This is a genomic window from Microvirga roseola (assembly GCF_020866965.1).
In the GTDB taxonomy this organism is placed as follows: domain Bacteria; phylum Pseudomonadota; class Alphaproteobacteria; order Rhizobiales; family Beijerinckiaceae; genus Microvirga; species Microvirga roseola.
In genome coordinates this window covers 130,907-156,514 of sequence record NZ_JAJATX010000001.1, presented here as the reverse complement: position 1 = coordinate 156,514, position 25,608 = coordinate 130,907, and the positions used below count along the sequence as shown (strand labels likewise).

Below are 25,608 nucleotides of genomic sequence, written 5' to 3'. Positions count from 1 at the left end.
ATGCCAGAAGGATTGAGACCGGAAGGTCTCAATCCTTGTTCGAGCAGGCCAGCAGGCCCTCGAGATCGATATAATGCCCGGCCCGGTCCCGCTTGGCGGCGAGATAGCTCACGTTCTCCGCCGTCGGACGGCCCAGGACCCGGTGGTCCGAGATCACCTGGAGCCCAGCCTCGGACAGGGCCTTGATCTTTTCCGGGTTGTTGGTCATCAGGCGCACCTTGCCGACGCCGAGCTGCTTGAGCATGCCGGCCGCGAATTCGAACCGGCGCTGGTCCACGCCGAAGCCCAGGACCTCGTCGGCGTCATAGGTGTCGTAACCCTGCGCCTGGAGCTTGTAGGCGCGTATCTTGTTGGCGATGCCGTTTCCGCGCCCTTCCTGGTCGAGATAGAGCAGGATGCCGCCCTCGCTGCCCGCCATGAAGCGCACGGTCTCGCGCAGCTGGTCGCCGCAATCGCATTTCAGGCTGCCGAAAAGGTCGCCCGTGAGGCAGGCCGAGTGCAGGCGCACCGTAACGGGCTTGGAGAGGTCCGGCTTGCCGACCACGATCGCCACCTGATCGCGCAGGCCCTCGCCGCCGCGGAAGACCACGAATTCGGCGCTCGGCGCGCCTTCCAGCGGCACGGGCGCACGGCTGACGATCTTCAGATCCATGGCTCTGGCGCGCCGGTAGTTCCGGATGGCCGAACCCGCCACCCGCACCAGGGAGGGATCGACCTGGATCCCTGCCGCCAGGGGCACCACGACCACGGCCGGGAGGATGAGAGAGAGGCGGGCGAGTTCCAGCGCCTCCTCGTCGACCGCCTCGGCCATGCGCACAGGCGCATCGATGCGGCCCTCGACCTTCAGGGCCAAGGTCTCGATCCGCTCCCGGTCGACTACCGGCAGGGCCACGAGGCCCGGTGCGTCCCGGTCGAGACCGAGGCGGCGCAGCCGCGCGGGAGGAAGGACGAGATGGGCGTGGCCGCCGGCAAGGGCCTCGAGCTCGGCGCTCATCGCCTCGTCCAGATTCTCGACGCCGACCACGAGCGCACTCACCTCGTCGCTGTCGATCACCACCGGGCGGGCGCTGCGAAACTCCATCAGAGCGCGCTCGACCGAGGTCATCGCGGGGTTGTCGGACAGGCTCAGGGTGAGGCGCATCATCGGTGAACTCAGGTGAACGGCCTTTTCATGGAACGTCGGAGATCTCCGCGCGGCGACGGGCCGCTGCCACAGCGACGCTTCCGGCTCGGGAGGACCTTATCACAGGCTCGCTCCGAACCCTAATCCCGCAGATGGGATGGCAGTCATGCCCGGTCAACAGGCATCCTCGCGCATCCGTGAAGCTCAGGCCCCCGGGTGGGGCGCAGGCTTCCTGACGCCGAAGAGGCCCCCTGCCGCCGCGACCATACGGCCGTCGATGACGATGAGCCCCGCTCCGATGAGGGCCATTCCGGCGATGTGCCGCAATTCCAGGGTCTCCCCGAGAAGGATCACCCCGAACAGGATGGCGCTGGCGGGGATGAGGAAGGTGACGAGGTTGACGTTCGTGGCCCCGGCCCGGGCGAGCAGGCGGAAGAACAGAATATAGGCGAAGGCCGTAGAGACGAGGGCCAGCCCGGTCAGGGACAGGACGGTCACAGTGCTCGGCATGGTCAGGGTCCAGGGACGGTCGACGACGAGGCTCAAGGGCAGGAGGATGACGCTCGACGCGGTCACCTGCCCGGTCGCGGTGGCCATGGGCGCGATCCCCATCGTCTTGAAGCGCCGGCCGAAGACGCCGCCGAAGCCATAGGAAAGGGCCGCGGCCAGGACGGCGAGCTGCGCCAGGATATTCACGTTCCAGGCCGCCATGGCGGCCGCGCCGATCATGACGGCAACGCCGATGAAGCCGACAAGGACTCCGGCAAGCCGCTGTCCCGTCAGCCGCTCATCCGAGGTGAGAAAATGCGCCACGATGACGGTGAAGAGCGGGGTCGTGGCGTTCAGGATCGACGCCAGGCCGCTGGCGATGTGACCCTGCCCCCAGACGATCAGGGCCATGGGAATGACGTTGTTGAGGATGCCCATTCCGAGAAAGGCAGCCCAGGCCTGCCGGTCACGGGGCAGCGGGACACCCATGATTCGAAGCACGAGTTGCAGGGCGAGAGCGGCCAGCGCGACGCGGCAGGCCACGATGGTCAGGGGCGGCAATTCCTTGACGGCTACCGCGATGAACAGGAACGAGCCGCCCCAGACGATGGAGAGGGTGATCAGCATCGCCCAGTCGGAGGCGCTCATGGTCTTCTGAACGGGGCTTTGGGTCATTCATGCAGTTCCGGATGTCGGAGCGAGGAATGACACAAGCCGGCAATCGGCGCGAGCCGTTTCCTGAGATCAGGACATCTCGTACCATTCGCCCCTGTTCCGGCAGGCCAGCATGTCGCCTCTGCGCACCGTACCGCCGCCTCGCCATTCGCGCTTCACGTTCCTGCATTCGAGGCTGCCGGTCATGCCCCTGCCCATCTCCTGGACCGTGACCGTTCCGGAGGCCCCCGTGGCCGGATTCTGCCAGGCGGCGCTGCCTCCGCCCGGTCGGTCGACGAGGGAAAGGATGGCCCGAGCCTCCGCGGGGCGGTCGGCGTTCGGGACGAGCTGTTCGGCGGCTCTCTGGGTCTCCGCGATGGCGATGTCGGCGCTGGCCTCCTTCGCCATGACGATGCTGTTTCCCCGGTCGAAATCGCGCAGGTAGTTGGGCGGCGCCGTATTGCCGGCTGCGACATCTTCGAGGCGCATGGCGATCGCGCTGAGATCAATGTCCGACTTGGAGGTCTCCGGCTCGTCGCTTTCGGCCATGCTGACCGCAAGACCTGCGATCCCGGTCTGGTCGAGCCCGGCCAAGGCATTGGCCGCGACGGATGAGCCGCTGGTCTGGTTGCAGGCGGCCAGCGACAGCGCAAGCGCAAGCGCGCCTCCCCTGATGGAGGTCCTGATCATGAATCACTCTCGAATTTTGCGTTATCACATAACACGGGAGCTGCTCCGGCAACAGCATGGCGTGCAAGGCTGCGCCGGCCGGGCCTGAACGGGCCCATCGAAAGAATTCGTTTACGAAATTGCCAAGTTTCCCGGCTCCTTTACCTGACGTTCACGTCTTCGGGGCGAGTGTGGGCTCGCGATCTTTCCTCGAGCCGTGACAGCCATGACCTCGCAGATCTCCCACGATCAGTCCTATGCTGCCGAAGCCGCCCATGACGGGCCGGCTCGCGCGGTGGCGAGATCCAGCTTCTGCGTCATGCCGCATACTCCCAAGCCCGCACGGGCCGGCAGCTTCATCTTCGGCCGCTCGGATGCGCGCATGCGGCCTCTGCTCAACCAGGAGGAGCGGGACCGGCTCCATTGCTGGGCCATGATCGTCGCCGTGGCCTCCTCGGCCGCCGGCACGGCCCTCCTGCTGACGGCCTCCCTGTACTGAACCGGCTAGCGGATCGGCCAGATCAGCATGATGAGCGGGATGCCGACCACCACCACGATGATCGAGAGCGGCAGGCCCAGCCGCCAGTAATCCCCGAAGCGGTAGCCGCCAGGCCCCATCACGAGCGTGTTGCACTGGTGGCCGATGGGGGTGAGGAAGTCGCAGGCAGCCCCGATGGCCACCGCCATCAGGAAGGCGTCCGGCTGGAACCCGAGCTGCCGCGCGAAGCTCGCAGCGATGGGGGCCATCACCAGCACGGTCGCTGCGTTGTTGAGAAACGGCGTCACGGCCATGGCGACGACCATGATGAGCACGAGCGCACCGGCCGGCGGCAGCATGCTCGCGGTCGATGACAGCCACTCGGCGATAAGGCCCGTGCCGCCGGTCGTGCGAATCATGTCACTGACCGGAATCAGCGCTCCGAGCATCACGATGATCGGCCAGTCGATGGCCTCGTAGGCCTCGCGAAGGGTGATCGAGCCCAGGAGCACGAGAAGCGTTCCGGCCGTGAAAAACGCGATGGCGACCGGCAGGAGGTCGAACGCGACGGCGAGCATCGTGGCGGCGAGGATCGCGATCGGCAGGAGGCTCCGGCGCGCATTGCCGAGCCGGATGTCGCGCTCCGCCAAGGGCAGGCAGCCGAGATCGCGCAGGGTATCGGGCAGCTTCTTCAGGTTGCCCTGGAGCACGATCACGTCGCCCGGGCGCAGGGTGATCGTGCGCAGGCGCTCCTTGAAGCGCTGCCCGCTGCGGCTCACCGCGATCAGGTTCACCTGGAAGCGTTCATAGAGGGCGATGCGCTCCGCCGAGAGGCCGGAGAGAACCGAGTTGGGTCCGATCACGGCTTCGATGACGCCGATCTCATCCGTGGCCTCGTCGGTTCTCGGCCTGCGATGCTCACCGCTGAGCTTCAGACCGGCCCGGGCGACGGCGCTTTCCAGGGCATCGGGCTCGCCTTCGAGCATGAGAAGATCGTTCTCGCGGATCTTTGCATCCGGGAGGGGACTGGAGCTGCGGGTCTCCTTCCGAATGATGGCGGCGACCTTCACCTCGTCGTTCGCCATCCTGTGCAGGTCCGCCACCGTGAGGCCCACTACTTCCGACTCGGACGTCACGCGCGCCTCGGTGATGTAGTCCTTGATGTTCAGCGCCTCGTCCAGGGAGGCGGCGCCCTTGCGCCCTTGCGGCAGAAGGCGATAGCCGAAGGCGAGGAAGACGAGCCCGGCAAGCGCGATGCCGATGCCGACGGGCGCGAAATCGAACATATCGAATGGCTCGCCCACGATCTCGCCCCGCAGGCGCGAGACGATGATGTTGGGCGAGGTGCCGATCAGCGTCACGATGCCGCCGAGCAGGGAGCCGAAGGCCATCGGCATCAGGAAGCTCGATGGCGGCGTGTTCGTCCGCCGGGCGATCTGGAAGGCGACCGGGATCATCATGGCCAGCGCGCCGATGTTCTTCACGAAGCCGGAGAGGACCGTCACCACCCCGACCAGCACGACGACCTGGCTCTGCGTGGTGCGCAGGTAGGGCCCCACCCGGGCGAGCGCCGCCTCCATCACGCCGGATTTCGCCACCGCGGCGCTGACGAGAAGCGCACTCGCCACGATGAAGACGATGTCGTCGCTGAAGCCCGAGAAAGCTGCCTCGGCCGGGATCAGGCCCGCGAGGACGCCCGCCAGGAGCGCCATGACGGCGACGAGATCGTAGCGGAAACGGCCCCAGAGGAAGAGCGCCATCATCGCGGCGACGATGGCGAAGGCAAGCATTTGCTGATGGGTCATTAGATGCACAGAGGAGGTCCTTGCGCCTAACGCGCGCCCGCTCCTTTTGTGCCCTGCCTCACTGCCCGATCACCAGGGCCCAATAGCGGCCATAGCGGCTATCAGCATCGGCGCGGGCGAGCCCGATCCTCCGCGCCTGCGGCATCAGGAGATTGCTGTTGTGCCCGGGCGAGGCCTTCCACCGGCCGATGGTGGCGTCGACCGATTTGGCTCCCGCGGACAGGTTCTCGGCCGAGTAGCCGATGATGCCGAACTGGTCCATGCGCTTGATGAAGTTGCCATGGCTGAGGCGGCCGGCGGCGGCCACGACCCGCGCCTGATGTTCCGCCGCCTCGTTGAGGCGGGAATCAACCGTGACCGGGCTCAGGCCCCGGGAGACGCGATAGGCCGAGATCAGCTGGGCTGCCGCGGCGGCATCCGTGGTGGAGCTGGCCAGGATCTTATGGGACGGCGCCAGGGCCGAGTCGCTCGCGCAGCCTGCGAGGCCGAGGGCGATCAGGGCGCAGAAGGCAGCGATCCGCATTGCAAAATCCCCTTTGGCGGCGTTGAGCGCCGCTCCTCTTGAAAAACGGAGCCATGGCGGTCATGTGCAAAAACCACGACCTTGAAGCCGCTGCATGCCATGAGGCGGCCCCGGAATCCAGAACCCCGCCCCCTCTCCGCGTCAGCTGACCGCATGTCCCCTGCCCCCTCCTCACCCTCCATCGCCGTCATCGGCGGCGGCCCCGCCGGGCTGATCGCGGCGGAGATCCTGGGACGCGCCGGCCTCGCCGTGACGGTCTACGACCGGATGCCGTCGCTGGGCCGCAAGCTGCTGATGGCCGGACGCGGGGGGCTGAACCTGACGCATTCCGAGGAGTTCGAGCGCTTCCTGGCCTGCTACGGCGAGGCTGCGCCGATCCTGCGCCCCATGATCGAGGACTTCCGCCCGGAGGACCTGCGCGCCTGGTGCGAGGGCCTGGGCCAGGAGACCTTCGTAGGCTCGAGCGGCCGGGTCTTCCCCAAGGCCTTCAAGGCCTCGCCCCTGCTGCGGGCCTGGCTGTCCCGGCTGGAGGAACTCGGTACCCGCTTTGCCCTGCGCCAAAGCTGGCAGGGCTGGGATGCAGAAGGAAATCTGGTCTTGACCGGCCCCATGGGTGAGCCCCTCACGGCAAAGCCCGATGCGACGATCCTGGCCCTGGGCGGCGCGAGCTGGCCCCGGCTGGGCTCCGACGGCGGCTGGACGGCCCTTCTCGAAAGCCGCGGCATCGCGCTGAGCCCTCTGCGCTCCGCCAATATGGGCTTCCTCGTTCCCTGGTCGGAGGTGATTCGCAGCCGTTTCGAGGGGAAGCCCCTGAAGCGCATCGCCCTGACGTTCGAGGGCGAGACCGTTCGCGGCGAAGCGGTCGTCACAGGGGATGGCATCGAGGGCGGGGCGGTCTATGCCCTCTCCTCCAGGCTGCGCGAGGCCATCGCGCGGCAGGGAAGCGCCACGCTCCGGATCGACCTGCGGCCCGATCTCTCCACAGAAAACCTGGCGCAAAGGCTCGCGGCTCCCCGGAAGGGCCAGTCCGCCTCCACCTTCCTGCGCAAGGCGGCGGGCCTGAATCCGCTGGGCATTGCCCTGTTGCGCGAGGCCTCCCCCGCCCTGCCCTCCGAGGCCCAGCGGCTGGCGGCGCTGATCAAGGCCGTGCCCCTGGCGCTTTCCGGCGCGAAATCCTTGGGGCGGGCCATTTCCACGGCAGGCGGGGTCCCCTTCGCCGAGGTCGACGCGCACCTGATGCTGCGTCGCATGCCGGGGGTTTTCGTGGCGGGCGAGATGCTGGACTGGGAGGCCCCCACCGGGGGCTACCTGCTCCAGGCGACCTTCGCCACAGGCGTTGCCGCGGCCAAGGGCGTGCTGGCGCGGCTCGGGATTCCCATTGCCGCATTGACCTTGGGGCCTGCCTCGGCCACACGGCAGTCGTGATCGACCCGCTCAAGATTCTCCACGACGTTTTCGGCTTTTCCTCCTTCCGCGAAGGGCAGGAGGAGATCGTGCGCGCGGTGCTCGCCGGCGAAGACGTGCTGGCGATCATGCCGACGGGCGCGGGCAAGTCGCTCTGCTACCAGCTGCCGACGCTTGCCCGCGAGGGCCTGACCCTCGTGGTCTCCCCGCTCATCGCCCTCATGCGCGACCAGGTGGCGGCACTTCGCCATTTCGGCGTCGAGGCGGGAAGCCTCAACTCGGCCAACGATCCGGAGGAGAACCGCCGCGTGGTGGGCGCCGTGCGCGACGGACGCATGCGCATCCTCTACGCCTCGCCCGAGCGCCTCGCGAACACCGGCACGACCGAATGGCTCGCCCGCGCGGGCGTCAACATGCTCGCCATCGACGAGGCCCATTGCGTCTCGCAGTGGGGACACGATTTCCGCCCCGAATACGCCATGCTGGGCGAGGTGCGCCATCGGCTCGGCAACGTGCAGACCATCGCGCTTACCGCCACTGCGGACGTGGCGACGCGCGGCGACATCATGTACCGGCTTTTCGAGACCGAGCCGCGCCTCTTCATTCACGGCTTCGACCGCCCGAACCTGCGGCTCGCCATGCAGGCGAAGGAGCATGCGCGCCGCCAGCTCTTCGCCTTCCTGGACAGGCACCGGCACGAAAGCGGCATCGTCTATTGCTCGTCCCGCGACGCCACCGAGAAACTTGCGGACTCCCTCTCCCAGGCGGGATACCGCGCCCTGCCCTACCATGCCGGCATGAGCCAGCCGGACCGCGCCAAGAACCAGGACATCTTCCTGCAGGAAGACGGCGTGGTGATGGTGGCCACCGTCGCCTTCGGCATGGGCATCGACAAGCCCGACGTGCGCTTCGTCGCCCATGCCGCCCTGCCGAAATCCATCGAGGCATATTACCAGGAGATCGGCCGTGCGGGCCGCGACGGCGCGCCTGCCGACACGCTCACCCTCTACGGCCTCGACGACATGCGCCTGCGCCGCCTGCAGATCGAGGACAGCGACGCCTCCGACGAGCAGAAACGCGTGGAGCGCCAGCGCCTCAACGCGCTCGTGGCTCTGTGCGAAGCGCCGCGCTGCCGTCGCCAGACTCTGCTCGCCTATTTCGGCGAAACCACCGAGCCCTGCGGGAACTGCGACCTGTGCATCGAGGGCGTCATGTCCTTCGACGGCACCATCGAGGCGCAGAAGATCCTGTCCGCCATCGTGCGCACGGGCGAACGCTTCGGCACCGAGCATCTCATCGGCATCCTCGTCGGCGAGGAGACGGACTCGATCCGCCGCTTCGGCCACGACAAGCTGAAGACCTTCGGCGTGGGCAGTGACCGCTCGAAAACCGAATGGCGCTCGCTGCTGCGGCAGATCTATGCGGCCGGACTCGTGGGGCTGGAGCTTGCCGAGTACGGCCGCTGGACCATCACGGACAGGGGCGTGGCGGTGCTCAAGGGCCAGGAGCGGATCGAGCTGCGCTCCGATGTCCTCATGAAGCCCGCTGAGCGGCGGCGGCGGCGCGGCCGGATGGAGGCGCAATCCGTCGTGCCCACGGACGATCCGCTGCTCCTCGATCTCAAGGCCCTGCGCATGCGGCTCGCCAAGGAAGAGGGCGTGCCGGCTTACGTGATCTTCTCCGACCGCAGCCTCATCGACATGGCGGTCAGGAAACCCACGACCGTCTGGGCCTTCGGCGAGGTTCACGGCGTCGGCCAGGCCAAGCTCGACCGCTATGCGGATGCGTTCCTGGAAGTTCTGAAGGCGCACGCGGCCTAAGCGCGCCTCCGCCTCAACTCACCTCGACCCAGCCCCCTCCATGGGCGCTTCGCGCCATGGCGTCCACCGTGCGCTCGATGCGGATGCCGTCCTCGAACTCGATCAGGTGCGCCGCCTCGCCTTCGATGCGGCGGATCAGCTCGCGGCATTCGATGATCTTCAGGTCGTTGAAGCCGAGTCCGTGGCCGGGCGCGGGAATGAACCTGTCGTAGGGCGGGTGCTGCGGTCCTGCGAGAATGGTGCGGAACCCTTGCGTTTCCCTTATACCCTCAGCCGTATAGAGCTGCACCTCGTTCATGCGCTCCTGGTCGTAGGCGATGGCGCCCTTCGCGCCGAAGAGCTGCACGGCGATGCGCCCCTTGCGGCCCCAGGCGGAGCGGTTGAGCGCGATCACTCCAGATGCGCCGTTCTCCAGCTCAATCAGCGTCGTCGCGATGTCGTAGGTCTCGACCGCGCGACGACCGCCCTCGCGCGTGGGACGGTCGGCATAAGGTTTCGCCGTGTGCCCGCAGACCCGGCGCACGCCGCCGAAGAGCACCCGGATCAGGCTCAGGGCATGGACGCCGAAATCGTCGAGCGCCCCATAGCCTGACGTGGCCTCGCTCTTCCAGGAGAAGAGGTCCTCCGGGTCGGCCATGAAGTCCTCGTCCATTTCGAGGCGCACATGGTTGACCGTGCCGATGCGATCCTCGTCGAGCAGGCGGCGGATCAGGCGGATGACCGGGTTCTGGATGTAGTTGTAGCCCAGCGCCGCGACCCTGCCCGAGGCGCGGGCTGCGGCGAGCATGCGCTCCGCATCGGCAGGGCTCGTCGCCATGGGCTTCTCGCACCAGACATGCTTGCCCGCCTCCAGCGCCGCAATCGCCATATCCGCGTGGAAGGCGTTAGGCGTGGTGACGGAGACCACATCGACGGCGGGATCCGTGACGAGCGTGCGCCAGTCTCCCGTCGCCCGCTCAAAGCCGATCTCGCGCGCCTTCTTCTCCGCAAGCTCCTGCGTGGCCTCGGCGAGCACCGCGAGGCGGGGACGCGGCACATCGCCGAAGACCGGCGCCACCGCATTCCAGGCGAGCGCGTGGCACTTGCCCATATAGCCGGTCCCGATAAGGCCGATACCAAGATGTGTCATGTCCGAAATCTCTTAGACCATCCCGCCGAGTTCTTCCGATACTGCCTGCAACTCCTTGCCACCGGCCATCAGATTCTGCAGCTCGTCGATGGCGATTTCGGTTTTGGCGTAGGTGCCGAGCGTCTTGCCGCGGTTGAGGATCGTGAAGCGGTCGCCCACCGCATAGGCATGGCGCACGTTGTGGGTGATGAAGATGACGCCCAGGCCCTTCTGGCGGACCTGGTGGATGTATTTCAGCACCATGGAGGTCTGCGCCACGCCGAGCGCCGATGTCGGCTCGTCGAGGATCAGCACCTTCGCGCCGAAATAGACCGCGCGGGCAATCGCCACGCATTGCCGCTCGCCGCCCGACAGGGTGCCGACAGCCTGGTGCGGATCGCGCACGTCGATGCCGATCTTGTGCATCTCTTCGCGGGTCACCGCATCGCAATAGGCGAAGTCCACCCGGCGGAAAGGCCAGGCTCCCTTCACCGGCTCGCGACCCATGAAGAAGTTGCGCGTCACCGACATGAGCGGGATCATGGCGAGGTCCTGGTAGACCGTCGCGATGCCCGCATCCAGCGCATCACGAGGGCTCTGGAAGCTCACGGGGCGGCCTTCGACCAGGAAATCGCCGGATGTCGGCTTGTGAACGCCCGCGAGGGTCTTGATGAGCGTGGACTTGCCCGCGCCGTTGTCGCCGAGAAGGCACATCACCTCGCCGCGATGCACGGAGAGCGAGACGCCCGACAGCGCGATCACCGAACCGAAATGCTTGACGAGGTTGCGGACCTCGATGAGGGGAGCATTCGTCGCCATTACCGCTCTCCCGTCACTTTGCGGCGGATGAAGTTGTTGAACAGCACCGCGAGCAGCAGCATGGCGCCGAGGAACACCTGGAACCAGTCCGCATCGAAGCGCGTGTAGGTAAGGCCGATGGAGACCATGCCGAAGATGATGGCGCCAAAGAATGCGCCGATGGCCGAGCCGTAGCCGCCGGTGAGCAGACTGCCGCCGATCACGGCCGCGATGATGGCCTCGAACTCCTTCTGGAAGCCGCGCCGCGCATCGGTCGACCCGGCGTCGAGCACGGTCAGGACCGCGACCAGCGCCGCCGAGCACGCGGTGAGCATGAAGAGAGCGGTTTTCACCCGGTCGACAGGCACGCCGGAATTGCGCGCCGCATTGGGGTCGCCGCCCGCGGCGAAGATCCAGTTGCCGGCCCGCGTGCGCAGGAGGACCCAGGTCGCAACGAGCGCGAAGAGGACGAACCAGACGATGGAGACCGGAATGCCTGTCACCGTCGGCAGGCCGGTGGGGAACTTGTCGATCAGGTCGTTCGCCGCAAGCCACGCGAATAGGCCCTCGAAGGCATTGCCGGAGAAGATCTCGCGCACCCAGCCTTCTCCGGCCTCGCCGCCGACGCCGCGCAGCTGCGTCGAGCCGCCCGTCGCCCATTTCAGCCCGACCAGTGCAAGCCCGCGCAGGATGAACAGGAAGGCGAGCGTCACGATGAAGGACGGCAGCTTCGTGCGGATGACGATCTGTCCGTTGAGGCCGCCGATCAGCCCCGCAACGACGAAGGTGGCGGCGATGGCCAGCAGCAGCGGCCATTCCGTCAGGACGACGAAGGAGCCGAAGACGAGGCCTGCGAAGGCGATCATCGAGCCGATGGAGAGGTCGAACTCGCCGCCGATCATGAGCAGCGCCGCCGCGATGGCGAGGATGCCGAGCTGGGATGCGGGCGCGAGGATGTTCATCAGCCCCGCCAGGGTGAACATGGAAGCGTCGGCGGTGGCGAGAAAGAAGAGGGTGACGAGCACGAGCCCGGCGAGCGCCCCGAGTTCCGGACGGCGCATCAGCCGCGTGAGAAGTGAGGTTTCCTTCAGGCGTTCGTCCTGAGCCGGACGGCCGACAGGAGCGGCATTGACGGGCTGGGTGATATCCACCACGGGGCGCCTCCCAGAGCAAAGACACAAATGAAAGCAGAGGCCTGCGGGCGCTGACGCCCGCAGGCTCAGGCGCCGCTTAGCGGATGCCCTTCGCGGATAGCTCGATCACCTGGTCGGCTTTTTCCTTGGTGATCAGGTTCGGGCCGGACGGAACGTCGCCGCCGGGCACGAGGCCGTACTTCGCGTTAAGGGCCAGGAAGGTCACCGGCAGATAGCCCTGCAGGTATTGCTGCTGGTCGATGGCGAAGGCCGCCTCGCCCGCTGCGACCGCCTTCAGGAAGTTCGGCGAGAGGTCGAAGGTGGCGACCCTCACGGAGCCGGTCTTGCCGGCATCCTTCACGGCCGCGACCGTCGGCTCGCCGGCGGTGCCGGCGCCGAGCGCCAGAATAGTGTCGACAGACGCATTGGAGGCGAGCGCCGCCTTCACCTTGGCGCGCACATCGGCGGGATCGTTGGTGACGGGCAGCACGGTCACCTTGCCGCCGAAGCCCTCCTCGAAGCCCTTGCAGCGCAGGTCGAGCGAGACGTTGCCGACCTCCTGGTTGACGCAGAGGGCGACCTTGCCGCCCATTTCCTTGAGCCTTTCGCCGGCGATGCGTCCGGCCTCAGCCTCGTCCTGGCCCACATGGAGCAGCGCGCCGAGCTTCTTCGAGACGTCCGAGCCGGAATTCATGGAGATCACCGGAATTCCGGCGGCGGTCGCCTTCTGGATCGACGGGCCGAGGGCCGAGGCGTCCGGAATGGAGACGACGATTCCCGCAGGGCGCTGGTTCACGGCGGCATCGATGAGCTGGCTCATGGCGACCATGTCGAAGGTCTCGGGCGCGCGGTAATCAACTTGGACCTTCATGTCCTCGCCGGCGGCGGCGACGCCGTTCTTCACCACCGACCAGAACGGATCGTTGGCCTGGCCGTGGGTGACGACGATGATGCGGTTGTTCTGCTGCGCCGAGGCCGGAACGGCGGCGGCGGCGGTCAGGGCTGCTGCGGCCACCAGACCCGTAACGAACGACTTCATTGGCTTTCCTCCCTTTGGGTTTCACTCGGACACCGCACCGAAAGTCAGGCGCGATGAACGCTACGGCCCCCAGCCGTGCGATGGAGTTGGCGGAAGGAAAACGACCGATGCGGATTTCTCGGTTCGGCAGTCGTCCGGCGTTCCCTCCACCGGTTCGTCGGCCCCGAAAACGGAACGCGCGAACCTTTTGTTCGTATCTTTAGAATTTTTATTCCATTTATGGGGGATCGGTGTCAAGGTCCGATCTGGGACCTGAGGTGAAAGGCATCATGAAGCCCGAGGACGACATGAGCGGCGCCCTGGACGCAGCGATAGGAACCGCCCCTGATGATTACGAAGGCCTGCGCGCGCTCCTACTCAGCCGCCGGGACACCATGCCCAAGCGTCTGAAGCAGCTCGCCGCCTTCGCCATGGAGCACCCCGAGGAAGTCGCCTTCGGGACGGTTGCGGGCATCGCGGAGCATGCAGGCGTGCAGCCTTCGACCCTCGTGCGCTTCGCCAAGAGCCTGGGCTATGACGGCTTCTCCCACCTGCAGCAGATCTTCCGCGACCGCCTGAGGGAGCGCTTTCCGGACTACCGCGAGCGCCTTCGCGTGCTGCGCGAGTCGGAAGGCCACCATGTCCATGCGGCCTCTCTTCTGGAGGGTTTCGCCAGTGCGGCGGCGCTCTCGCTCGACCGCATGCGCGACTCCGTGCGGCCGGAGGAGCTTTCCCGCGCCATCGAGACCCTGGCGAAGGCCGAGACGATCTATCTTCTGGGCGCGCGCCGTGTGTTTCCCATCTCCGCCTACTGCGCCTATGCCTTCGGCAAACTGGGTGTGCGGGCGATCCTGATCGATCACGTGGCGCAGCTCGGCCCCGAGCAGCTGGCGACCGCAACGGAACGGGATGCGGTTCTCGCCATCAGCTTCACGCCCTATGCGCCCGTCACCGCGGATCTCGCGGCGGTGGCGGCGCAGCGCAATATCCCCGTGGTGGCGATCACGGATTCCGCCTTCAGTCCGCTGGTGACGAGCGCCGATGTGTGGCTCGAAGTGGCGGAGGCCGATTTCAGCGCGTTCCGCTCGCTGTCCGCATCCTTCGCGCTGGCCATGGCGCTGGCCGTCGGCACGGCGGAAAAGCGGGCGGAAGGGTAGAAGTCAGGCACCGTCCCGGACGGCGCAAGCCGGTCCGGGACGACAACTCGTGTTTACAGCCGCACCGGCCTGCCCGCCTGCGCCGCTTCCGTCGCCGCATCCGCCAGGCGCTGGGCCTTGAGGCCGTCCTGGCCGGTCGGGTCGCAGGGCTTGCCGCCCGCGACGGCGGACAGGAAGGCGTCCAGCTCGGCCCGGTAGGCCTCCGCATAGCGCTCCAGGAAGAAATCCTGAACCGGATCGGCGGCGATGCCGGAGGCGTTCGCCACCTCCACCGTCGTGCGATGGATGTTGCCTGCGCGGATCATGCCCTTCGAGCCGTGCACCTCGATGCGCTGGTCGTAGCCGTAGGTGGCCCGGCGGGAATTGGAGATCTGCACGATCCGGCCCTTGGCGGTCTTTAGAGTCACGGCCGCCGTGTCCACGTCGCCTGCCTGGCCGATGGCCGGATCGACGAGGGAGGAGCCCACCGCATGCACTTCCACCGGCTCGTCGCCGAGAAGCAGGAAGCGGGCCATGTCGAGATCGTGGATCATCATGTCCCGGAACAGACCGCCGGAGGTGGCGATGTAGCTCACCGGCGGCGGGCCGGGATCGCGGGAGAGAATGGTGACGATTTCCACCTCGCCCACCTCGCCATCCGCGAGACGGCGGCGCAGGCTCGCGAAATTCGGGTCGAAGCGGCGGTTGAAGCCAATCATCAGCGGCGTGCCGGCCTTCTCGACGGTAGCGAGGCAGGTCTCAATCCGTGCGCTGGAGAGATCGACCGGCTTCTCACAGAACACCGCCTTGCCGGCGCGCGCGCCGCGCTCGATGAGGTCGGCATGGGTCGTCGTGGGCGTGCAGATGAGGATGGCGTCCACATCCGGGCGCTCGACGATGCTGTCGAGCGCGGCGACCTCCGCCCCTGTCGCCGCCGCCAGCTCCTCGGCCGAGGGGGCATGCGGATCGGCCACCGCCACGAGGCGGGCCTGCGGGTGGTTGGCGGCGTTGCGCCCGTGAATGCGGCCGATTCGGCCTGCTCCCAGAACGGCGATCCTGATCATGTTTCCCCGAGTTCTTTGCCGGCTCACGACAAAATTTGGAATTGATGTTCCAGCACAAGATGCTAAATAGAATAAACATTCTACAGCTGCAAGAGCCGGGACAGGCTCGGGAATACCGTCCGACAAAGGCGTTTTCCGGGAGCGGGAGGAGAGCATGAAGCCGACCCTGGATGTCATCACCATCGGCCGCGCTTCGGTCGATCTCTACGGCCAGCAGGTCGGCGGACGCCTGGAGGACATGGCCTCCTTCTCCAAGGCGGTCGGCGGATGCCCGGCCAACATCGCCATCGGCACGGCCCGGCTCGGGTTGAAATCGGGCCTCATCACCCGCGTCGGGGACGAGGCCATGGGACGCTTCATCCGCGAGCAGATGGAGCGCGAAGGCGTCGCGACCCAAGGCATCGTCACGGATCCCGAGCGCCTGACCGCCCTCGTGATCCTCGGCGTTCGCGACTCCGATTCCTTCCCGCTCATCTTCTACCGCGACAACTGCGCCGACATGGCGCTGACCGAGGACGACATCGACGAGGATTTCGTCGCCTCCGCCGCGGCCATCGTCGTGACCGGCACGCACATTTCGCGCGAGACAAGTGCTGCCGCCCAGAGAAAGGCGATCCGCATCGCCAAGGCCAACGGACGCAAGGTCGCGTTCGACGTGGATTACCGCCCCAATCTCTGGGGCCTCCTCGGCCATGGGGCGGGCGAGTCGCGCTACGTGCGCTCCGACAAAGTGACGGAGCATCTGCAGCCGATCCTCGCCGATTGCGACCTCGTCGTCGGCACGGAGGAGGAGCTGCACATCGCCGGCGGCTCGGAGGAGACGCTTGCCGCCATCCGCGCCATCCGCGCCGTCTCGAAGGCCACCATCGTCTGCAAGCGCGGCCCCATGGGCTGCGTGGTGTTTCCGGGCGAGATTCCGGATTCGCTCGAGGAGGGCGTGAAGGGTCCGGGCTTCCCGGTCGATGTCTACAACGTGCTCGGCGCAGGCGACGCCTTCATGTCCGGCTTTCTGCGCGGCTGGCTGAAGGGCGAGGCGCTCGAGACCTGCTGCGCCTACGCGAATGCAAGCGGGGCCTTCGCGGTCTCGCGCCTCCTCTGCTCGCCCGAGATTCCGACCTTCCCGGAACTGCAGCATTTCCTGAAAGAAGGCAGCCGCCACAGGGCGCTGAGGTTCGACGAGGACATCAACCACATCCACTGGGCGACGACGCGCCGGCCCGAGGCCGACAGCCTCATGGCGCTCGCCATCGATCACCGCATGCAGCTTGAGGCCATGGCGAAGGAGATCGGCGCGCCCATCGAGCGCATTCCCGACTTCAAGGTGCTTGCGGTCGAGGCTGCTGCGCGGGTGGCGAAGGGCCGTCCCGGCTTCGGCATGCTGATCGACGGCACCTATGGCCGCGAGGCCCTGTTTCGCGCCGCCGACCATCCGTTCTGGATCGGCCGCCCGGTGGAGCTGCCGGGCTCGCGTCCGCTCGATTTCGAGAATGGCGGCAGCCTCGGCGCACAGCTTGTCGAATGGCCTGTGGGCCACACCATCAAGTGCCTCTGCTTCTACCATCCGGACGATCCGCCGGAATTGAAGCAACGCCAGGAGCGCGAGCTTTTGCGGCTCTACGACGCCGCCCGCCACATCGGCCGCGAGCTCCTGGTCGAGATCATTGCAGGAAAGCACGGAGAGCTGAAGGCCGACACGGTGGCCGGCATCCTTCAGCGCCTCTACGATCTCGGCATCAAGCCGGACTGGTGGAAGCTGGAGCCGCAGCGGGAAAAGGCGGCCTGGAGCGCCATCGGCGAGGTCATCACGAGAAACGACCCGTATTGCCGGGGCATCGTGCTGCTCGGCCTCGAAGCGCCGGAGGACGAGCTGGAGGCCGCCTTCGCCGCCGCCGCGAGCGAGCCGCAGGTGAAGGGCTTCGCGGTCGGGCGGACCATATTCAACGACGCCGCCCGCCGCTGGCTCAAAGGCGAGATGTCGGACGAGGCCGCCATCGCCGACATGGCCGCCCGCTTCCAGCGTCTCGTCGAGGCCTGGCGGCGCGCTGCAGGCCATGCCGAGGCGCGTGAGCAACAGGAGCTTGCCCTATCCTGAAGATCGACTTGAGAAGACTGCGCCTCTCCTCCAAGGTCGGCGCCATTCGAATGGAGCACGCATGAGCACGATCCGCCTGACCATGGCGCAAGCCATCGCCCGGTTCCTGACGGCGCAGAAGACCGATGTGGACGGAGAAATCCTGCCCCTCTTCGCAGGCGTCTGGGCCATCTTCGGCCACGGCAATGTGGCGGGCATGGGCGAGGCGCTGCACGGGGTGCGCGACCGGCTTCCCACCTACCGCGCCCATAACGAGCAGGGCATGGCCCATGCGGCGATCGCCTTCGCCAAGGCTTCGCGGCGGCGGCGGATGATGGCCTGCACCACCTCTATCGGCCCCGGCGCGACCAACATGGTGACGGCCGCCGCCGTGGCCCATGTGAACCGTCTTCCCGTGCTGCTTTTGCCCGGCGATGTCTTCGCCAACCGCAGGCCCGATCCGGTGCTGCAGCAGATCGAGAGTTTTTCGGACGGCACAATATCGGCGAATGACTGCTTCAGGCCCGTCTCCCGCTATTTCGACCGCATCGCGCGCCCGGAGCAGATCATTCCCGCGCTTCAGCGCGCCATGAACGTGCTCACCGACCCGGCCGAATGCGGCCCCGTCACTCTGGCCCTCTGCCAGGACACCCAGGCGGAAGCCTACGATTATCCTGAGAGCTTCTTCGCGGAGAAGGTCTGGACGCCGCGCCGCATCCGGCCCGATGTGACGGAGCTCGAGGATGCCGCCGCCCTCATCCGCAATGCGAAGAAGCCGTTCATCGTCGCGGGCGGCGGCGTGCTCTTTTCCGGCGCGGAAAAGGCTCTGGCGGATTTCGCGGAGAAGCATGGCCTCTTCGTCGGCGAGACGCAGGCGGGCAAGTCGAGTCTTCCCCACGATCATCAGGCCAATCTCGGCGCCGTCGGCGTGACGGGTACGGGCGCGGCCAATGCGCTGGCGGAAGAGGCCGACGTGGTGATCGCTGTCGGTACGCGCCTGCAGGACTTCACCACCGGCTCCTGGGCCCTGTTCAAGAGCCCGGACCGGAAGATCGTCGGCCTCAACGTGCAGGCCTTCGACGCCACCAAGCACAGCGCCCTGCCCCTCGTGGCGGATGCGCGCGTCGGGCTTGAGGAACTGAGTCGCGCGCTTCAAGACTGGAAGGCTCCCGAAGCCTGGACGGCGAAAGGACGCGACGAGAAGGCCCGCTGGTTCGACGCGGCAGCACGCTACACGGACCCGACCAATGCGGAACTGCCCTCCGATGCGCAGGTGATCGGCGCGGTGCAGCGCAGTGCCTCGCCGACCGACATCGTCGTCTGCGCCGCGGGCGGCCTGCCGGGCGAGCTGCACAAGCACTGGAAGGCGAGCACCGCTCTCGGCTACCACATGGAATACGGCTATTCCTGCATGGGCTATGAGATCGCAGGCGGCGTCGGCGTGAAGATGGCCTGTCCCGACCGCGAGGTGATCGTGATGGTGGGCGACGGCTCGTATCTCATGATGAACTCCGAGCTCGCCACGTCCGTTATGCTCGGCCAGAAGCTCACCGTGGTTCTCCTCGACAATCGCGGCTTCGGCTGCATCAACCGCCTGCAGCGCGCAACGGGCGGGGAGAGCTTCAACAACCTGCTGCAGCACACCCATCACGTTGCCCTGCCCGATATCGACTTTGCGGCCCATGCCGCGAGCCTCGGCGCGAAGGCCGTGAAGGTGAAGGGCATCGGCGAGCTGGAGGATGCGCTTCGGCAGTCGCGCGGCGCGGATCGCAGCACGGTCATCGTCATCGACACCGATCCGCTCGCCTCGACAGACGCGGGCGGCCATTGGTGGGACGTGGCGGTGCCGGAAGTCTCCGTTCGCGACCAGGTGAAGGCGGCGCGCAAGGATTACGAGACAGCCCTCGCTTCCCAGCGGGTCGGCGACTGAAGAACCCAAAAAGGACAACGACAATGACGATCCGCATCGGGGCCAATCCCATCGGCTGGTCCAACGACGACATGCTGGAGCTCGGCGGCGAGACGCCGCTGGAGATCTGCCTCGCGGAAGCGAAGGAAGCAGGCTTCGAGGGCATGGAGCTGGGCAACAAGTTTCCGCGCGAGCCGGAGGCCCTGAAGAAGGCGCTGGCGCCCTTCGGCCTTGCCTGCGTGTCGGGCTGGTACTCCGCTGAGCTGTTGATGCGCGATGCGGATGCGGAGATGCAGGCGCTTCGCCCGCATCTCGACCTTCTCAAGGCCATGGGCTCGAACGTACTCGTCTTCGCCGAGACTTCGAACGCCATCCATGGCGACCGCTCCAAGCCGCTCTCGCAGCGTCCCGTCATGCAGGACGGCGACTGGGCGGAGTTCGGGCGGCGCATCACGGAAGTGGCGGAGCGCACGCTGCAGGAAGGCGTACGCCTCGTTTATCACCTCCACATGGGCACCATCGTCGAATCGGAAGCGGATATCGACGCCTTCATGAAGGCCACGGGTGAAGCGGTCCATCTCCTGCTCGATACGGGCCACGCCACCTGGGGCGGTGCGAACCCCGCGGATCTCGCCCGGCGCTATCGCAAGCGCATCAGCCACGTGCACACGAAGGACGTGCGCAGGAGCGTGATGGAGAAGGCGCGGGCCGAGAACTGGAGCTTCCTCGATTCCGTGCTCGAGGGCGTCTATACGGTGCCCGGCGACGGCATGGTGGACTTCGTCTCCGTGTTCCGGGAACTGCCGGATTACAGCGGCTGGGTGGTCATCGAGGCTGAGCAGGATCCGAAGAAGGCGCATCCCCTCACCTATGCCAAGATGGGCTATGCTAATCTCACCCGCTTCCTGAAGGAAGCCGGACTACGGTAAGGAGCGCTGCCGATGTCGAAGCTTCTCGTCAAGCCGTCGAAGCCCGATCAAAGCGGGCGCATTCACGCCATCACGCCGGAATCCGCCGGCTGGACCTATGTGGGCTTCGAGGTCTACCAGCTCAAAAGCGGACAGAGCTTGAAGCAGGCCACAGGAGACCGGGAGGCCTGCATCGTGATGCTCTCCGGCAAAGCTCGTGTATCGGCCGGCGCCGAGGATTTCGGAATCATCGGCGGGCGTTCCTCGCCTTTCGAACCGGATCCGTGGTCGCTCTATGCGCCCGCCCGTTCCGAATGGGCGCTTCAGGCGCAAACCGATTGCGAGGTCACCGTCTGCACCGCACCGGCGGAAGGCAAGCTTCCGCCGCGTGTGGTCCGCCCGGAGCAGGTGGGGCAGGAAACCCGCGGCAAGGGCACGAATATCCGCCACGTGCGCAACATCCTGCCCGAGACGGAGCCGGCGGAGAGCCTGCTTGTGGTCGAGGTCATCACCCCTTCGGGCCATTGGTCGAGCTATCCGCCGCACAAGCACGACCGGGACATGCTGCCGCAGGAATCGCTCCTGGAAGAGACCTACTACCATCGCCTCAGCCCGCCCTCGGGCTTCGCGCTCCAGCGGGTCTATACGGATGATCGCTCCCTGGACGAGACGCTGGCCGCGGGCGACGGGGATGTGGTGCTGGTCCCCAAGGGCTATCACCCTGTCGGCGCGCCGCACGGGTATGAACTCTACTATCTCAACGTGATGGCGGGTCCGAAGCGGATCTGGAAGTTCCACAACGATCCGGACCACGAGTGGATGCTGGCGAGGGCCTGAGGGCCCAACCCTCTCTTGATCCCGCGCATTCTTTCCGGCATGAGCCTCATGATAACCTTTCAAGGGGCCTCATGACCTGGTCCGATCTCGCATCGCGCTTCTTCAAGACCGTCATCGCGCTCGTCAGCGCGGTGGTGATGGATTACGCCTTTCTCGACGGCCGCATGACGCGCCAGGCGGTGTCCGGCATCGAGCGCATGGCGGCGGATGCGCCGGTCCTGATCGACCGCCTCGTCGCCAGCGCGCTCAATATCCAGTGGGAACGCTGACGCGATAGCCTGCTGTGGAACGGGATGGAACCGCTGCCGTTCACCATCCGTCATTCCACAACGGGCAGGGTTCCCATGGCCAACATTCTCCGCGTTCTACTTGCGATTCTGCTGCCGCCCGTCGGTGTCTTTCTCACCGTCGGTATCGGTGTGCAGTTCTGGATCAACATTCTCCTGACGATCCTCGGCTATATCCCAGGCATCGTGCATGCCGTCTGGGTGATTGCGCGACAAAATCGCGTGTAATGCGCCATTTCCAAAGCCACCCTGAAGCAAAGTCTCGCTTGGAACCGTGACTGCCGGCTCGCGTTGCCAGCAACCAACGGACAAGGATTTTACGTCATGAAAAGATTTGCTTTCATCGCGGCGGCCGCCATTGGGTCCAGCCTCTTTATCGCTGCGCCCAGCGTGGCCCAGCCGCAGTTCCAGTTCGGCATCGGCCCGGATGGACGGCCGCAATTCGGTCTCAGCGATCCCGCTCAGGAACGCTACGAGCGCCGCGAGCGCTGGCGTGAGCGCCGGGAGGAGGATCGCGCCCGCGCTTACGAGGAGGGCCGTCGCGACGCCATGCGCGAGCGCCGCGCCTACCGGGACAATTGCCGCAATATCACCATCGAGGAGCAGGATGCCTGGGGCCGCACGGTGACCCGGCGCATTCGCCGCTGCGACTGACGCCAGTTCCCCCGCACGGATGCACTCAGCTAGGTGCGGGGGTTCTGCATCTCGGAGGTCAGCCTGGGCAGGTCCTTGGTGAGCCAGTCGACCATCTCGTCGCGCGTCCTGAGGTGATCAGGCATGGGGATGTATGGCCCCTGCGATTCATATATCGCCACCGGATCGCGCGCGCCGAGGATCGGATCGAGATCGCGTTCCCCTTCCAGATCGACGGCGTCTCCGACCCAAAGGAGGAGAAGCCACAGGGCGGTGAGGAAGCCTGCGACGATGGCCGTAAGCGCGATTGCGACGTCGGTCAGCAATGCGGGTCTCCGGAATGGACTATTCCCCTCATCAGGGAACCGAACTTAGCCTTTTATAAGATGCCTGCAAGATCGGCGCCAGCGCGACCCGTCGCTTGGGCCTGCAGGCGGCCAGCGCCACTTCCTATTCAATCTGAATGGCTCCGAACAGTTGCATTTCCCGGCTTCTCGTGAGTCAATCGATGCGGGGCCTGCATCCCATCGAAAGGGAGCGCTCATGAGAACCTATCATGTGTTCCAGTCGGCCAGCGCCCCTGACCTTCGCGCTTTCGCCGACGATGCAGAAGGACATTCCCTTCCTCCTGAGCACGGGCCCTGGACCCTCGTGCGCCGGATCGAACCGGACGAGGAATGGAATCTCGATGTCAGCAGGGCCATGGTGACAGCGGGTCTCATCGAGAGCGGCCTTTACCTGTGGGGCCCGGTGAGCCAGGCTGCGCTGGTTCACCCCATCATCGGCAGCGACCGCGTCGAGGGCACTGCCGTGTTCGATCAGGAGGCCAACCAGATCGGCACGATCAAGCGGCTCCTCATCGAGAAGGTGAGCGGCCGTGTGATTCTCGTGGATGTGGCGTTCGGCGGCTTTCTCGGAATCGGCGCCCAGCATCGCACGATCCCGTGGGAGAAGCTGTCCTACGACAAGGAGCGCGAAGGATACCGCACGGATATCACGGAAGCGCAGGTCCGGAACGCCCCGGCCTTTCACGGAGACGACGAGGTCTGGTTCGACCGCAAGCGCGAGCAGAACATCCGGGACTACTGGAACGACATTCCGCGGGGACCGATTTGAACCGGGATCGCCCGGCGAACCGTCACTCGTCCGGCGCGTCCTTCCATGCGGCTTCCTCTTCCTCCGTCGCCTTTCGCTTGGTGACGAGATCGGCAAGATGCCAGGCGGAGAACGGTACGCTGCTGCGGGCCACGCGGACGAAACGGTCCTCGTCGAGTTCCATGAGGCAGATCACCAGCCGGTCCGGCTCTTCCGGGTCGTACTCGACCTCGAAGGAATAGAACGGGTGCTCGGCCCCATAGTCGTCCGCTGCCGGCACATTGAACGACATGATCCGGTTATCGGGACCGGAAAACCCGAAGCGCACCCCACGCGGAGGATTGGACATCTTCATCTCGTTTTCTTTCTTCCGCGAATCCGTATGCGCCGCGGTTTCCGGCGTCCGGCCCGTTTCGGCACCGGCCTCATCGGTGACGGCAGCAAAAGCCGCCGTTGTGACCGGGTTCTCGACCTGCAAGGGAAAAGACAAAAACTTCGCCACGACATCGCCCCTATATCGTCTCGCTTGAAGTATTTATGACGAAAATATGGTACGCGTCGAATCTTAAAAAGTTATCCCTGAGATCCACTGCAAATTTTCTCAGTATCCGAGGCTTGTTTTCGGCGCATCAGGAATAATTACTCGGCGCGGCATCCGGCTATCCCTCAGTATCGGTGTTCACGCGAGTTCACGCCTGCCGCAGAAGGAAATTGCTTTGGACTAGCTTGAACACTGCGTCGCTCTCCTGAAAGCCTGATGAGGATTCAAGAGGACCGGGAGACGAATGTTCCAGGGGTCACCATATGCGATGCGGGAACTCTAGCCGGCCTCGCAGATTCTCGCAGATTGGTGCTGGACCGCAGGGCCCTTCTTCTGCCGAAAAGCGTTCGTATCGAAGGCAGGTTCGAGACACTGCCAATGCGTCCCCCATTTCCTGGCGCGAGCCATTCCGTCAGAGCCCAGAGCCTGCATCGCTTCAGCCCACGTCTCCGCTTCACGAGGAACACAATGACCCGTAGACATTTCAGCAAGACCCCGCCCGACCGGGCAAACGAACTCTTCGATAAGCTTCTCGCCACCTCGGATAACGCCGTCAAAACCCGCGAGCGGCTATTTGCGGATCTGAAGGAGGAGCTGCAGCTCCTGGCAGGCCTGCAGGAGGAGCATCTGTTTCCGGTCCTGCGCGAGCATGGGATGAACGATCTGCTGCGGGATGCCACGAGCGACAACGAGGAGACGAATGCGCTTCTCGCAGAACTCGACCACATGCCGAAGAATGGCGGCGAGTTTCTTGCAAAGGTGGCGGAGCTGAGGCGTGTGTTTCAGCAGCATATCCGCAATGACAGGAAGGAACTGCTGCCAGCTGTGCTTGAGGTCCTGAGCGACGAGGAGACCGACGCCGTCACTGAACGGGTGGAAGACGATGTCGCGAGCTTTGAGGAGGCGCGGCGGGCTCAGAGCAGCCTCATCGACGGGCAGGTTCAAATGGCCCAGCCCCTCGCCAACGAGGCCATGGACGCGATGCAGACCGCAACCGTACCGGCGCAGGTTGTGGCGCACGGCGTCCAGGACCTGTCGCGGGAATGCCTTCGCATGAGCCAGAAACGTCTGCAGACGAATCTCGAAGGCCTGAACAGGCTGACCCAATGCCGGTCCCCGCAGGATTGGGCCGCCGTGCAGGCGTCGCTGATGAGGGACAATTTCGAGCAGACACTGGCGAACACTTTCCGGTTCGCCGACCTGACGATGCAGCTTACGGAAAAAGCCATGCGGAACACGCTGCGCTAAACAGTGATTTTGCTTGCCCTGCGCGATGAAACGAAGCCGTCGCGCAGGGCGGATCTTCCTGTACTCTGCTCAATAAACGTCGACGATCACCCGCTGCGACAGGGGAACGGCGTCGGATGGCGCATGGACGATGAAGGTGCCCCGGCAGGTAGTGGTCACGGGATAGACCGGCGTGCGGTGGACGTCGACGCCGACCAGGTAATTGACCGAGTAATAGGGATGTCCGCCGACGAAGCGCGTCTCGGAGGTCTCGAATACATAGCCCAGCCGGGTCGGGCTGATCCGATGGACCGCCTTCGGCGGCCCATCGGCGGCGATGCGCTCGGAGATGGGACGGCCGACATAATCGGAACAGGTCGCAACCACCGTCTGCTGAGTCACGGAAACACATCCGGCAACGCCCGCGGCCATCCCGATTGCGATCACAAGTCTTTTCACCGAAGCCTCCCTGACCTGGGAAAATAGAGCTTCGCGCCGACATGTCGATGGGAATACTCGCCTCGGGCTCAGAGGCTCTGCGGATTCATTCGGGGAAGGCCGTCGTCTTTCCCCGCCCCGCCCGGCCCGTCCGCCGGGCGACCTCGGCGGCGACCTCTCTCCAGAACGCCACGCCGTTGGGAACGCCCCTGGACCGGCAATACTCCGCCTGCTCGCAGGCGCGGGCATAGGCCTCGCGCCCCTCATAGGCGATGAGGCACACAGCCTCGTATTCAACGGCCGTCAGGCTCTCAGTGCGCGGTCTGCGGCCGAAGAGCCGGGACAAAGCGCTGCGAAAGGAGGAGAGAAGGCGATGCATATCCCGATAAATGTGGCCGCTCCCGATACGCAGGGTCAATTGCAGTCAACAGGAAATAGTG

Annotated in this window: 27 protein-coding genes; 13 read left to right on the top strand and 14 right to left on the bottom strand. The window is 65.8% G+C overall.

Annotated features, from left to right (window positions below; all coding sequences use genetic code 11):
- Positions 1 to 28: 28 nt before the first annotated feature.
- From ribA to LG661_RS00780, 3 genes are all read right to left on the bottom strand, one after another.
- The gene (ribA, locus tag LG661_RS00790) at positions 29 to 1,141 is read right to left on the bottom strand and encodes a GTP cyclohydrolase II RibA (RefSeq protein WP_230530071.1); all 1,113 of its coding nucleotides are present in this window, start codon (positions 1,139 to 1,141) and stop codon (positions 29 to 31) included.
- 186 nt (positions 1,142 to 1,327) lie between these two features.
- Complete coding sequence (locus LG661_RS00785) at positions 1,328 to 2,287, bottom strand: DMT family transporter (RefSeq protein ID WP_230529943.1); 960 nt, start codon at positions 2,285 to 2,287, stop codon at positions 1,328 to 1,330.
- Positions 2,288 to 2,356: 69 nt separating this feature from the next.
- Positions 2,357 to 2,956 carry a hypothetical protein gene (locus LG661_RS00780; RefSeq protein WP_230529942.1) on the bottom strand — a complete coding sequence of 200 codons (600 nt, stop codon included), beginning with the start codon at positions 2,954 to 2,956 and terminating at the stop codon, positions 2,357 to 2,359.
- Between the two features lie 205 nt (positions 2,957 to 3,161).
- Here LG661_RS00780 and LG661_RS00775 point away from each other — a divergent pair, with 205 nt between their 5' ends.
- Complete coding sequence (locus tag LG661_RS00775; RefSeq protein WP_230529941.1) at positions 3,162 to 3,434, top strand: hypothetical protein; 273 nt, start codon at positions 3,162 to 3,164, stop codon at positions 3,432 to 3,434.
- A 5-nt stretch (positions 3,435 to 3,439) separates the two neighbouring features.
- On the opposite strand, the gene LG661_RS00770 is transcribed toward LG661_RS00775, so the two are convergent.
- Both LG661_RS00770 and LG661_RS00765 read right to left on the bottom strand, forming a co-directional pair.
- Positions 3,440 to 5,218 (bottom strand): SLC13 family permease, encoded by a 1,779-nt coding sequence (locus LG661_RS00770; RefSeq protein WP_230529940.1) that lies wholly within the window; start codon positions 5,216 to 5,218, stop codon positions 3,440 to 3,442.
- A gap of 58 nt (positions 5,219 to 5,276) precedes the next feature.
- Positions 5,277 to 5,741 carry a CAP domain-containing protein gene (locus LG661_RS00765; protein WP_230529939.1) on the bottom strand — a complete coding sequence of 155 codons (465 nt, stop codon included), beginning with the start codon at positions 5,739 to 5,741 and terminating at the stop codon, positions 5,277 to 5,279.
- Between the two features lie 153 nt (positions 5,742 to 5,894).
- Here LG661_RS00765 and LG661_RS00760 point away from each other — a divergent pair, with 153 nt between their 5' ends.
- On the top strand, positions 5,895 to 7,166 hold the full coding sequence (locus tag LG661_RS00760) for a BaiN/RdsA family NAD(P)/FAD-dependent oxidoreductase (RefSeq protein WP_230529938.1): 1,272 nt from the start codon (positions 5,895 to 5,897) through the stop codon (positions 7,164 to 7,166).
- Positions 7,163 to 8,965, top strand: a complete 1,803-nt coding sequence (gene recQ, locus LG661_RS00755) for a DNA helicase RecQ (RefSeq protein WP_230529937.1) — start codon at positions 7,163 to 7,165, stop codon at positions 8,963 to 8,965. Before LG661_RS00760 ends, recQ begins: the two co-directional genes overlap by 4 nt.
- Before the next feature lie 13 nt (positions 8,966 to 8,978).
- On the opposite strand, the gene LG661_RS00750 is transcribed toward recQ, so the two are convergent.
- From LG661_RS00750 to LG661_RS00735, 4 genes are all read right to left on the bottom strand, one after another.
- Entirely contained in the window at positions 8,979 to 10,094 is a 1,116-nt protein-coding gene (locus tag LG661_RS00750) for a Gfo/Idh/MocA family protein (protein ID WP_230529936.1), read from the bottom strand.
- Positions 10,095 to 10,106: 12 nt separating this feature from the next.
- Positions 10,107 to 10,892, bottom strand: a complete 786-nt coding sequence (locus tag LG661_RS00745; protein WP_230529935.1) for an ATP-binding cassette domain-containing protein — start codon at positions 10,890 to 10,892, stop codon at positions 10,107 to 10,109.
- Positions 10,892 to 12,025 (bottom strand): ABC transporter permease, encoded by a 1,134-nt coding sequence (locus tag LG661_RS00740; RefSeq protein WP_230529934.1) that lies wholly within the window; start codon positions 12,023 to 12,025, stop codon positions 10,892 to 10,894. The genes LG661_RS00745 and LG661_RS00740 overlap by 1 nt, the downstream gene beginning before the upstream one ends.
- Before the next feature lie 76 nt (positions 12,026 to 12,101).
- On the bottom strand, positions 12,102 to 13,043 hold the full coding sequence (locus LG661_RS00735) for a sugar ABC transporter substrate-binding protein (RefSeq protein ID WP_230529933.1): 942 nt from the start codon (positions 13,041 to 13,043) through the stop codon (positions 12,102 to 12,104).
- A 269-nt stretch (positions 13,044 to 13,312) separates the two neighbouring features.
- Between LG661_RS00735 and LG661_RS00730 the strand changes: the two genes are divergently transcribed.
- The gene (locus tag LG661_RS00730) at positions 13,313 to 14,179 is read left to right on the top strand and encodes a MurR/RpiR family transcriptional regulator (protein ID WP_230530070.1); all 867 of its coding nucleotides are present in this window, start codon (positions 13,313 to 13,315) and stop codon (positions 14,177 to 14,179) included.
- 53 nt (positions 14,180 to 14,232) lie between these two features.
- On the opposite strand, the gene iolG is transcribed toward LG661_RS00730, so the two are convergent.
- Positions 14,233 to 15,222, bottom strand: coding sequence for an inositol 2-dehydrogenase (gene iolG, locus LG661_RS00725; protein WP_230529932.1), 990 nt, complete (start codon positions 15,220 to 15,222; stop codon positions 14,233 to 14,235).
- Positions 15,223 to 15,376: 154 nt separating this feature from the next.
- Here iolG and LG661_RS00720 point away from each other — a divergent pair, with 154 nt between their 5' ends.
- The 7 genes from LG661_RS00720 to LG661_RS00690 all read left to right on the top strand — a co-directional run bounded on the left by LG661_RS00720 (position 15,377) and on the right by LG661_RS00690 (position 21,888).
- Positions 15,377 to 17,314: a bifunctional 5-dehydro-2-deoxygluconokinase/5-dehydro-2-deoxyphosphogluconate aldolase gene (locus tag LG661_RS00720; RefSeq protein ID WP_230529931.1), complete on the top strand. Its 1,938-nt coding sequence runs from the start codon at positions 15,377 to 15,379 to the stop codon at positions 17,312 to 17,314.
- A gap of 61 nt (positions 17,315 to 17,375) precedes the next feature.
- On the top strand, positions 17,376 to 19,223 hold the full coding sequence (gene iolD / locus LG661_RS00715; RefSeq protein WP_230529930.1) for a 3D-(3,5/4)-trihydroxycyclohexane-1,2-dione acylhydrolase (decyclizing): 1,848 nt from the start codon (positions 17,376 to 17,378) through the stop codon (positions 19,221 to 19,223).
- 23 nt (positions 19,224 to 19,246) lie between these two features.
- Positions 19,247 to 20,131: a myo-inosose-2 dehydratase gene (gene iolE / locus LG661_RS00710; protein WP_230529929.1), complete on the top strand. Its 885-nt coding sequence runs from the start codon at positions 19,247 to 19,249 to the stop codon at positions 20,129 to 20,131.
- 12 nt (positions 20,132 to 20,143) lie between these two features.
- Entirely contained in the window at positions 20,144 to 20,947 is an 804-nt protein-coding gene (gene iolB / locus LG661_RS00705) for a 5-deoxy-glucuronate isomerase (RefSeq protein WP_230529928.1), read from the top strand.
- 71 nt (positions 20,948 to 21,018) lie between these two features.
- Positions 21,019 to 21,216, top strand: coding sequence for a hypothetical protein (locus LG661_RS00700; protein ID WP_230529927.1), 198 nt, complete (start codon positions 21,019 to 21,021; stop codon positions 21,214 to 21,216).
- Between the two features lie 75 nt (positions 21,217 to 21,291).
- Positions 21,292 to 21,462 carry a YqaE/Pmp3 family membrane protein gene (locus LG661_RS00695; RefSeq protein ID WP_230529926.1) on the top strand — a complete coding sequence of 57 codons (171 nt, stop codon included), beginning with the start codon at positions 21,292 to 21,294 and terminating at the stop codon, positions 21,460 to 21,462.
- A gap of 96 nt (positions 21,463 to 21,558) precedes the next feature.
- Positions 21,559 to 21,888 carry a hypothetical protein gene (locus tag LG661_RS00690; protein WP_230529925.1) on the top strand — a complete coding sequence of 110 codons (330 nt, stop codon included), beginning with the start codon at positions 21,559 to 21,561 and terminating at the stop codon, positions 21,886 to 21,888.
- A gap of 29 nt (positions 21,889 to 21,917) precedes the next feature.
- Here the strand turns inward: LG661_RS00690 and LG661_RS00685 are convergent, their stop codons facing one another.
- Positions 21,918 to 22,193 carry a hypothetical protein gene (locus tag LG661_RS00685; RefSeq protein WP_230529924.1) on the bottom strand — a complete coding sequence of 92 codons (276 nt, stop codon included), beginning with the start codon at positions 22,191 to 22,193 and terminating at the stop codon, positions 21,918 to 21,920.
- Between the two features lie 217 nt (positions 22,194 to 22,410).
- Here LG661_RS00685 and LG661_RS00680 point away from each other — a divergent pair, with 217 nt between their 5' ends.
- Positions 22,411 to 22,983 carry a PRC-barrel domain-containing protein gene (locus LG661_RS00680; RefSeq protein ID WP_230529923.1) on the top strand — a complete coding sequence of 191 codons (573 nt, stop codon included), beginning with the start codon at positions 22,411 to 22,413 and terminating at the stop codon, positions 22,981 to 22,983.
- Between the two features lie 22 nt (positions 22,984 to 23,005).
- Here LG661_RS00680 and LG661_RS00675 read toward each other — a convergent pair whose 3' ends face one another.
- Positions 23,006 to 23,464 (bottom strand): hypothetical protein, encoded by a 459-nt coding sequence (locus tag LG661_RS00675; RefSeq protein ID WP_230529922.1) that lies wholly within the window; start codon positions 23,462 to 23,464, stop codon positions 23,006 to 23,008.
- 507 nt (positions 23,465 to 23,971) lie between these two features.
- Between LG661_RS00675 and LG661_RS00670 the strand changes: the two genes are divergently transcribed.
- Positions 23,972 to 24,751 (top strand): phasin family protein, encoded by a 780-nt coding sequence (locus tag LG661_RS00670; protein WP_230529921.1) that lies wholly within the window; start codon positions 23,972 to 23,974, stop codon positions 24,749 to 24,751.
- A 69-nt stretch (positions 24,752 to 24,820) separates the two neighbouring features.
- Here the strand turns inward: LG661_RS00670 and LG661_RS00665 are convergent, their stop codons facing one another.
- Positions 24,821 to 25,132, bottom strand: a complete 312-nt coding sequence (locus LG661_RS00665) for a hypothetical protein (protein WP_230529920.1) — start codon at positions 25,130 to 25,132, stop codon at positions 24,821 to 24,823.
- Between the two features lie 142 nt (positions 25,133 to 25,274).
- The gene (locus LG661_RS00660; RefSeq protein WP_230529919.1) at positions 25,275 to 25,547 is read right to left on the bottom strand and encodes a hypothetical protein; all 273 of its coding nucleotides are present in this window, start codon (positions 25,545 to 25,547) and stop codon (positions 25,275 to 25,277) included.
- Positions 25,548 to 25,608: the final 61 nt, after the last annotated feature.

Bases quoted from the DNA above. Each gene is read 5' to 3' on its own strand.
- ribA (WP_230530071.1), bottom strand. From the start codon at position 1,141: ATGCGCCTCACCCTGAGCCTGTCCGACAACCCCGCGATGACCTCGGTC.
- LG661_RS00785 (WP_230529943.1), bottom strand. From the start codon at position 2,287: ATGACCCAAAGCCCCGTTCAGAAGACCATGAGCGCCTCCGACTGGGCG.
- LG661_RS00780 (WP_230529942.1), bottom strand. From the start codon at position 2,956: ATGATCAGGACCTCCATCAGGGGAGGCGCGCTTGCGCTTGCGCTGTCG.
- LG661_RS00775 (WP_230529941.1), top strand. From the start codon at position 3,162: ATGACCTCGCAGATCTCCCACGATCAGTCCTATGCTGCCGAAGCCGCC.
- LG661_RS00770 (WP_230529940.1), bottom strand. From the start codon at position 5,218: ATGACCCATCAGCAAATGCTTGCCTTCGCCATCGTCGCCGCGATGATG.
- LG661_RS00765 (WP_230529939.1), bottom strand. From the start codon at position 5,741: ATGCGGATCGCTGCCTTCTGCGCCCTGATCGCCCTCGGCCTCGCAGGC.
- LG661_RS00760 (WP_230529938.1), top strand. From the start codon at position 5,895: ATGTCCCCTGCCCCCTCCTCACCCTCCATCGCCGTCATCGGCGGCGGC.
- LG661_RS00750 (WP_230529936.1), bottom strand. From the start codon at position 10,094: ATGACACATCTTGGTATCGGCCTTATCGGGACCGGCTATATGGGCAAG.
- LG661_RS00745 (WP_230529935.1), bottom strand. From the start codon at position 10,892: ATGGCGACGAATGCTCCCCTCATCGAGGTCCGCAACCTCGTCAAGCAT.
- LG661_RS00735 (WP_230529933.1), bottom strand. From the start codon at position 13,043: ATGAAGTCGTTCGTTACGGGTCTGGTGGCCGCAGCAGCCCTGACCGCC.
- LG661_RS00730 (WP_230530070.1), top strand. From the start codon at position 13,313: ATGAAGCCCGAGGACGACATGAGCGGCGCCCTGGACGCAGCGATAGGA.
- iolG (WP_230529932.1), bottom strand. From the start codon at position 15,222: ATGATCAGGATCGCCGTTCTGGGAGCAGGCCGAATCGGCCGCATTCAC.
- LG661_RS00720 (WP_230529931.1), top strand. From the start codon at position 15,377: ATGAAGCCGACCCTGGATGTCATCACCATCGGCCGCGCTTCGGTCGAT.
- iolD (WP_230529930.1), top strand. From the start codon at position 17,376: ATGAGCACGATCCGCCTGACCATGGCGCAAGCCATCGCCCGGTTCCTG.
- iolE (WP_230529929.1), top strand. From the start codon at position 19,247: ATGACGATCCGCATCGGGGCCAATCCCATCGGCTGGTCCAACGACGAC.
- iolB (WP_230529928.1), top strand. From the start codon at position 20,144: ATGTCGAAGCTTCTCGTCAAGCCGTCGAAGCCCGATCAAAGCGGGCGC.
- LG661_RS00700 (WP_230529927.1), top strand. From the start codon at position 21,019: ATGACCTGGTCCGATCTCGCATCGCGCTTCTTCAAGACCGTCATCGCG.
- LG661_RS00695 (WP_230529926.1), top strand. From the start codon at position 21,292: ATGGCCAACATTCTCCGCGTTCTACTTGCGATTCTGCTGCCGCCCGTC.
- LG661_RS00690 (WP_230529925.1), top strand. From the start codon at position 21,559: ATGAAAAGATTTGCTTTCATCGCGGCGGCCGCCATTGGGTCCAGCCTC.
- LG661_RS00680 (WP_230529923.1), top strand. From the start codon at position 22,411: ATGAGAACCTATCATGTGTTCCAGTCGGCCAGCGCCCCTGACCTTCGC.
- LG661_RS00670 (WP_230529921.1), top strand. From the start codon at position 23,972: ATGACCCGTAGACATTTCAGCAAGACCCCGCCCGACCGGGCAAACGAA.
- LG661_RS00660 (WP_230529919.1), bottom strand. From the start codon at position 25,547: ATGCATCGCCTTCTCTCCTCCTTTCGCAGCGCTTTGTCCCGGCTCTTC.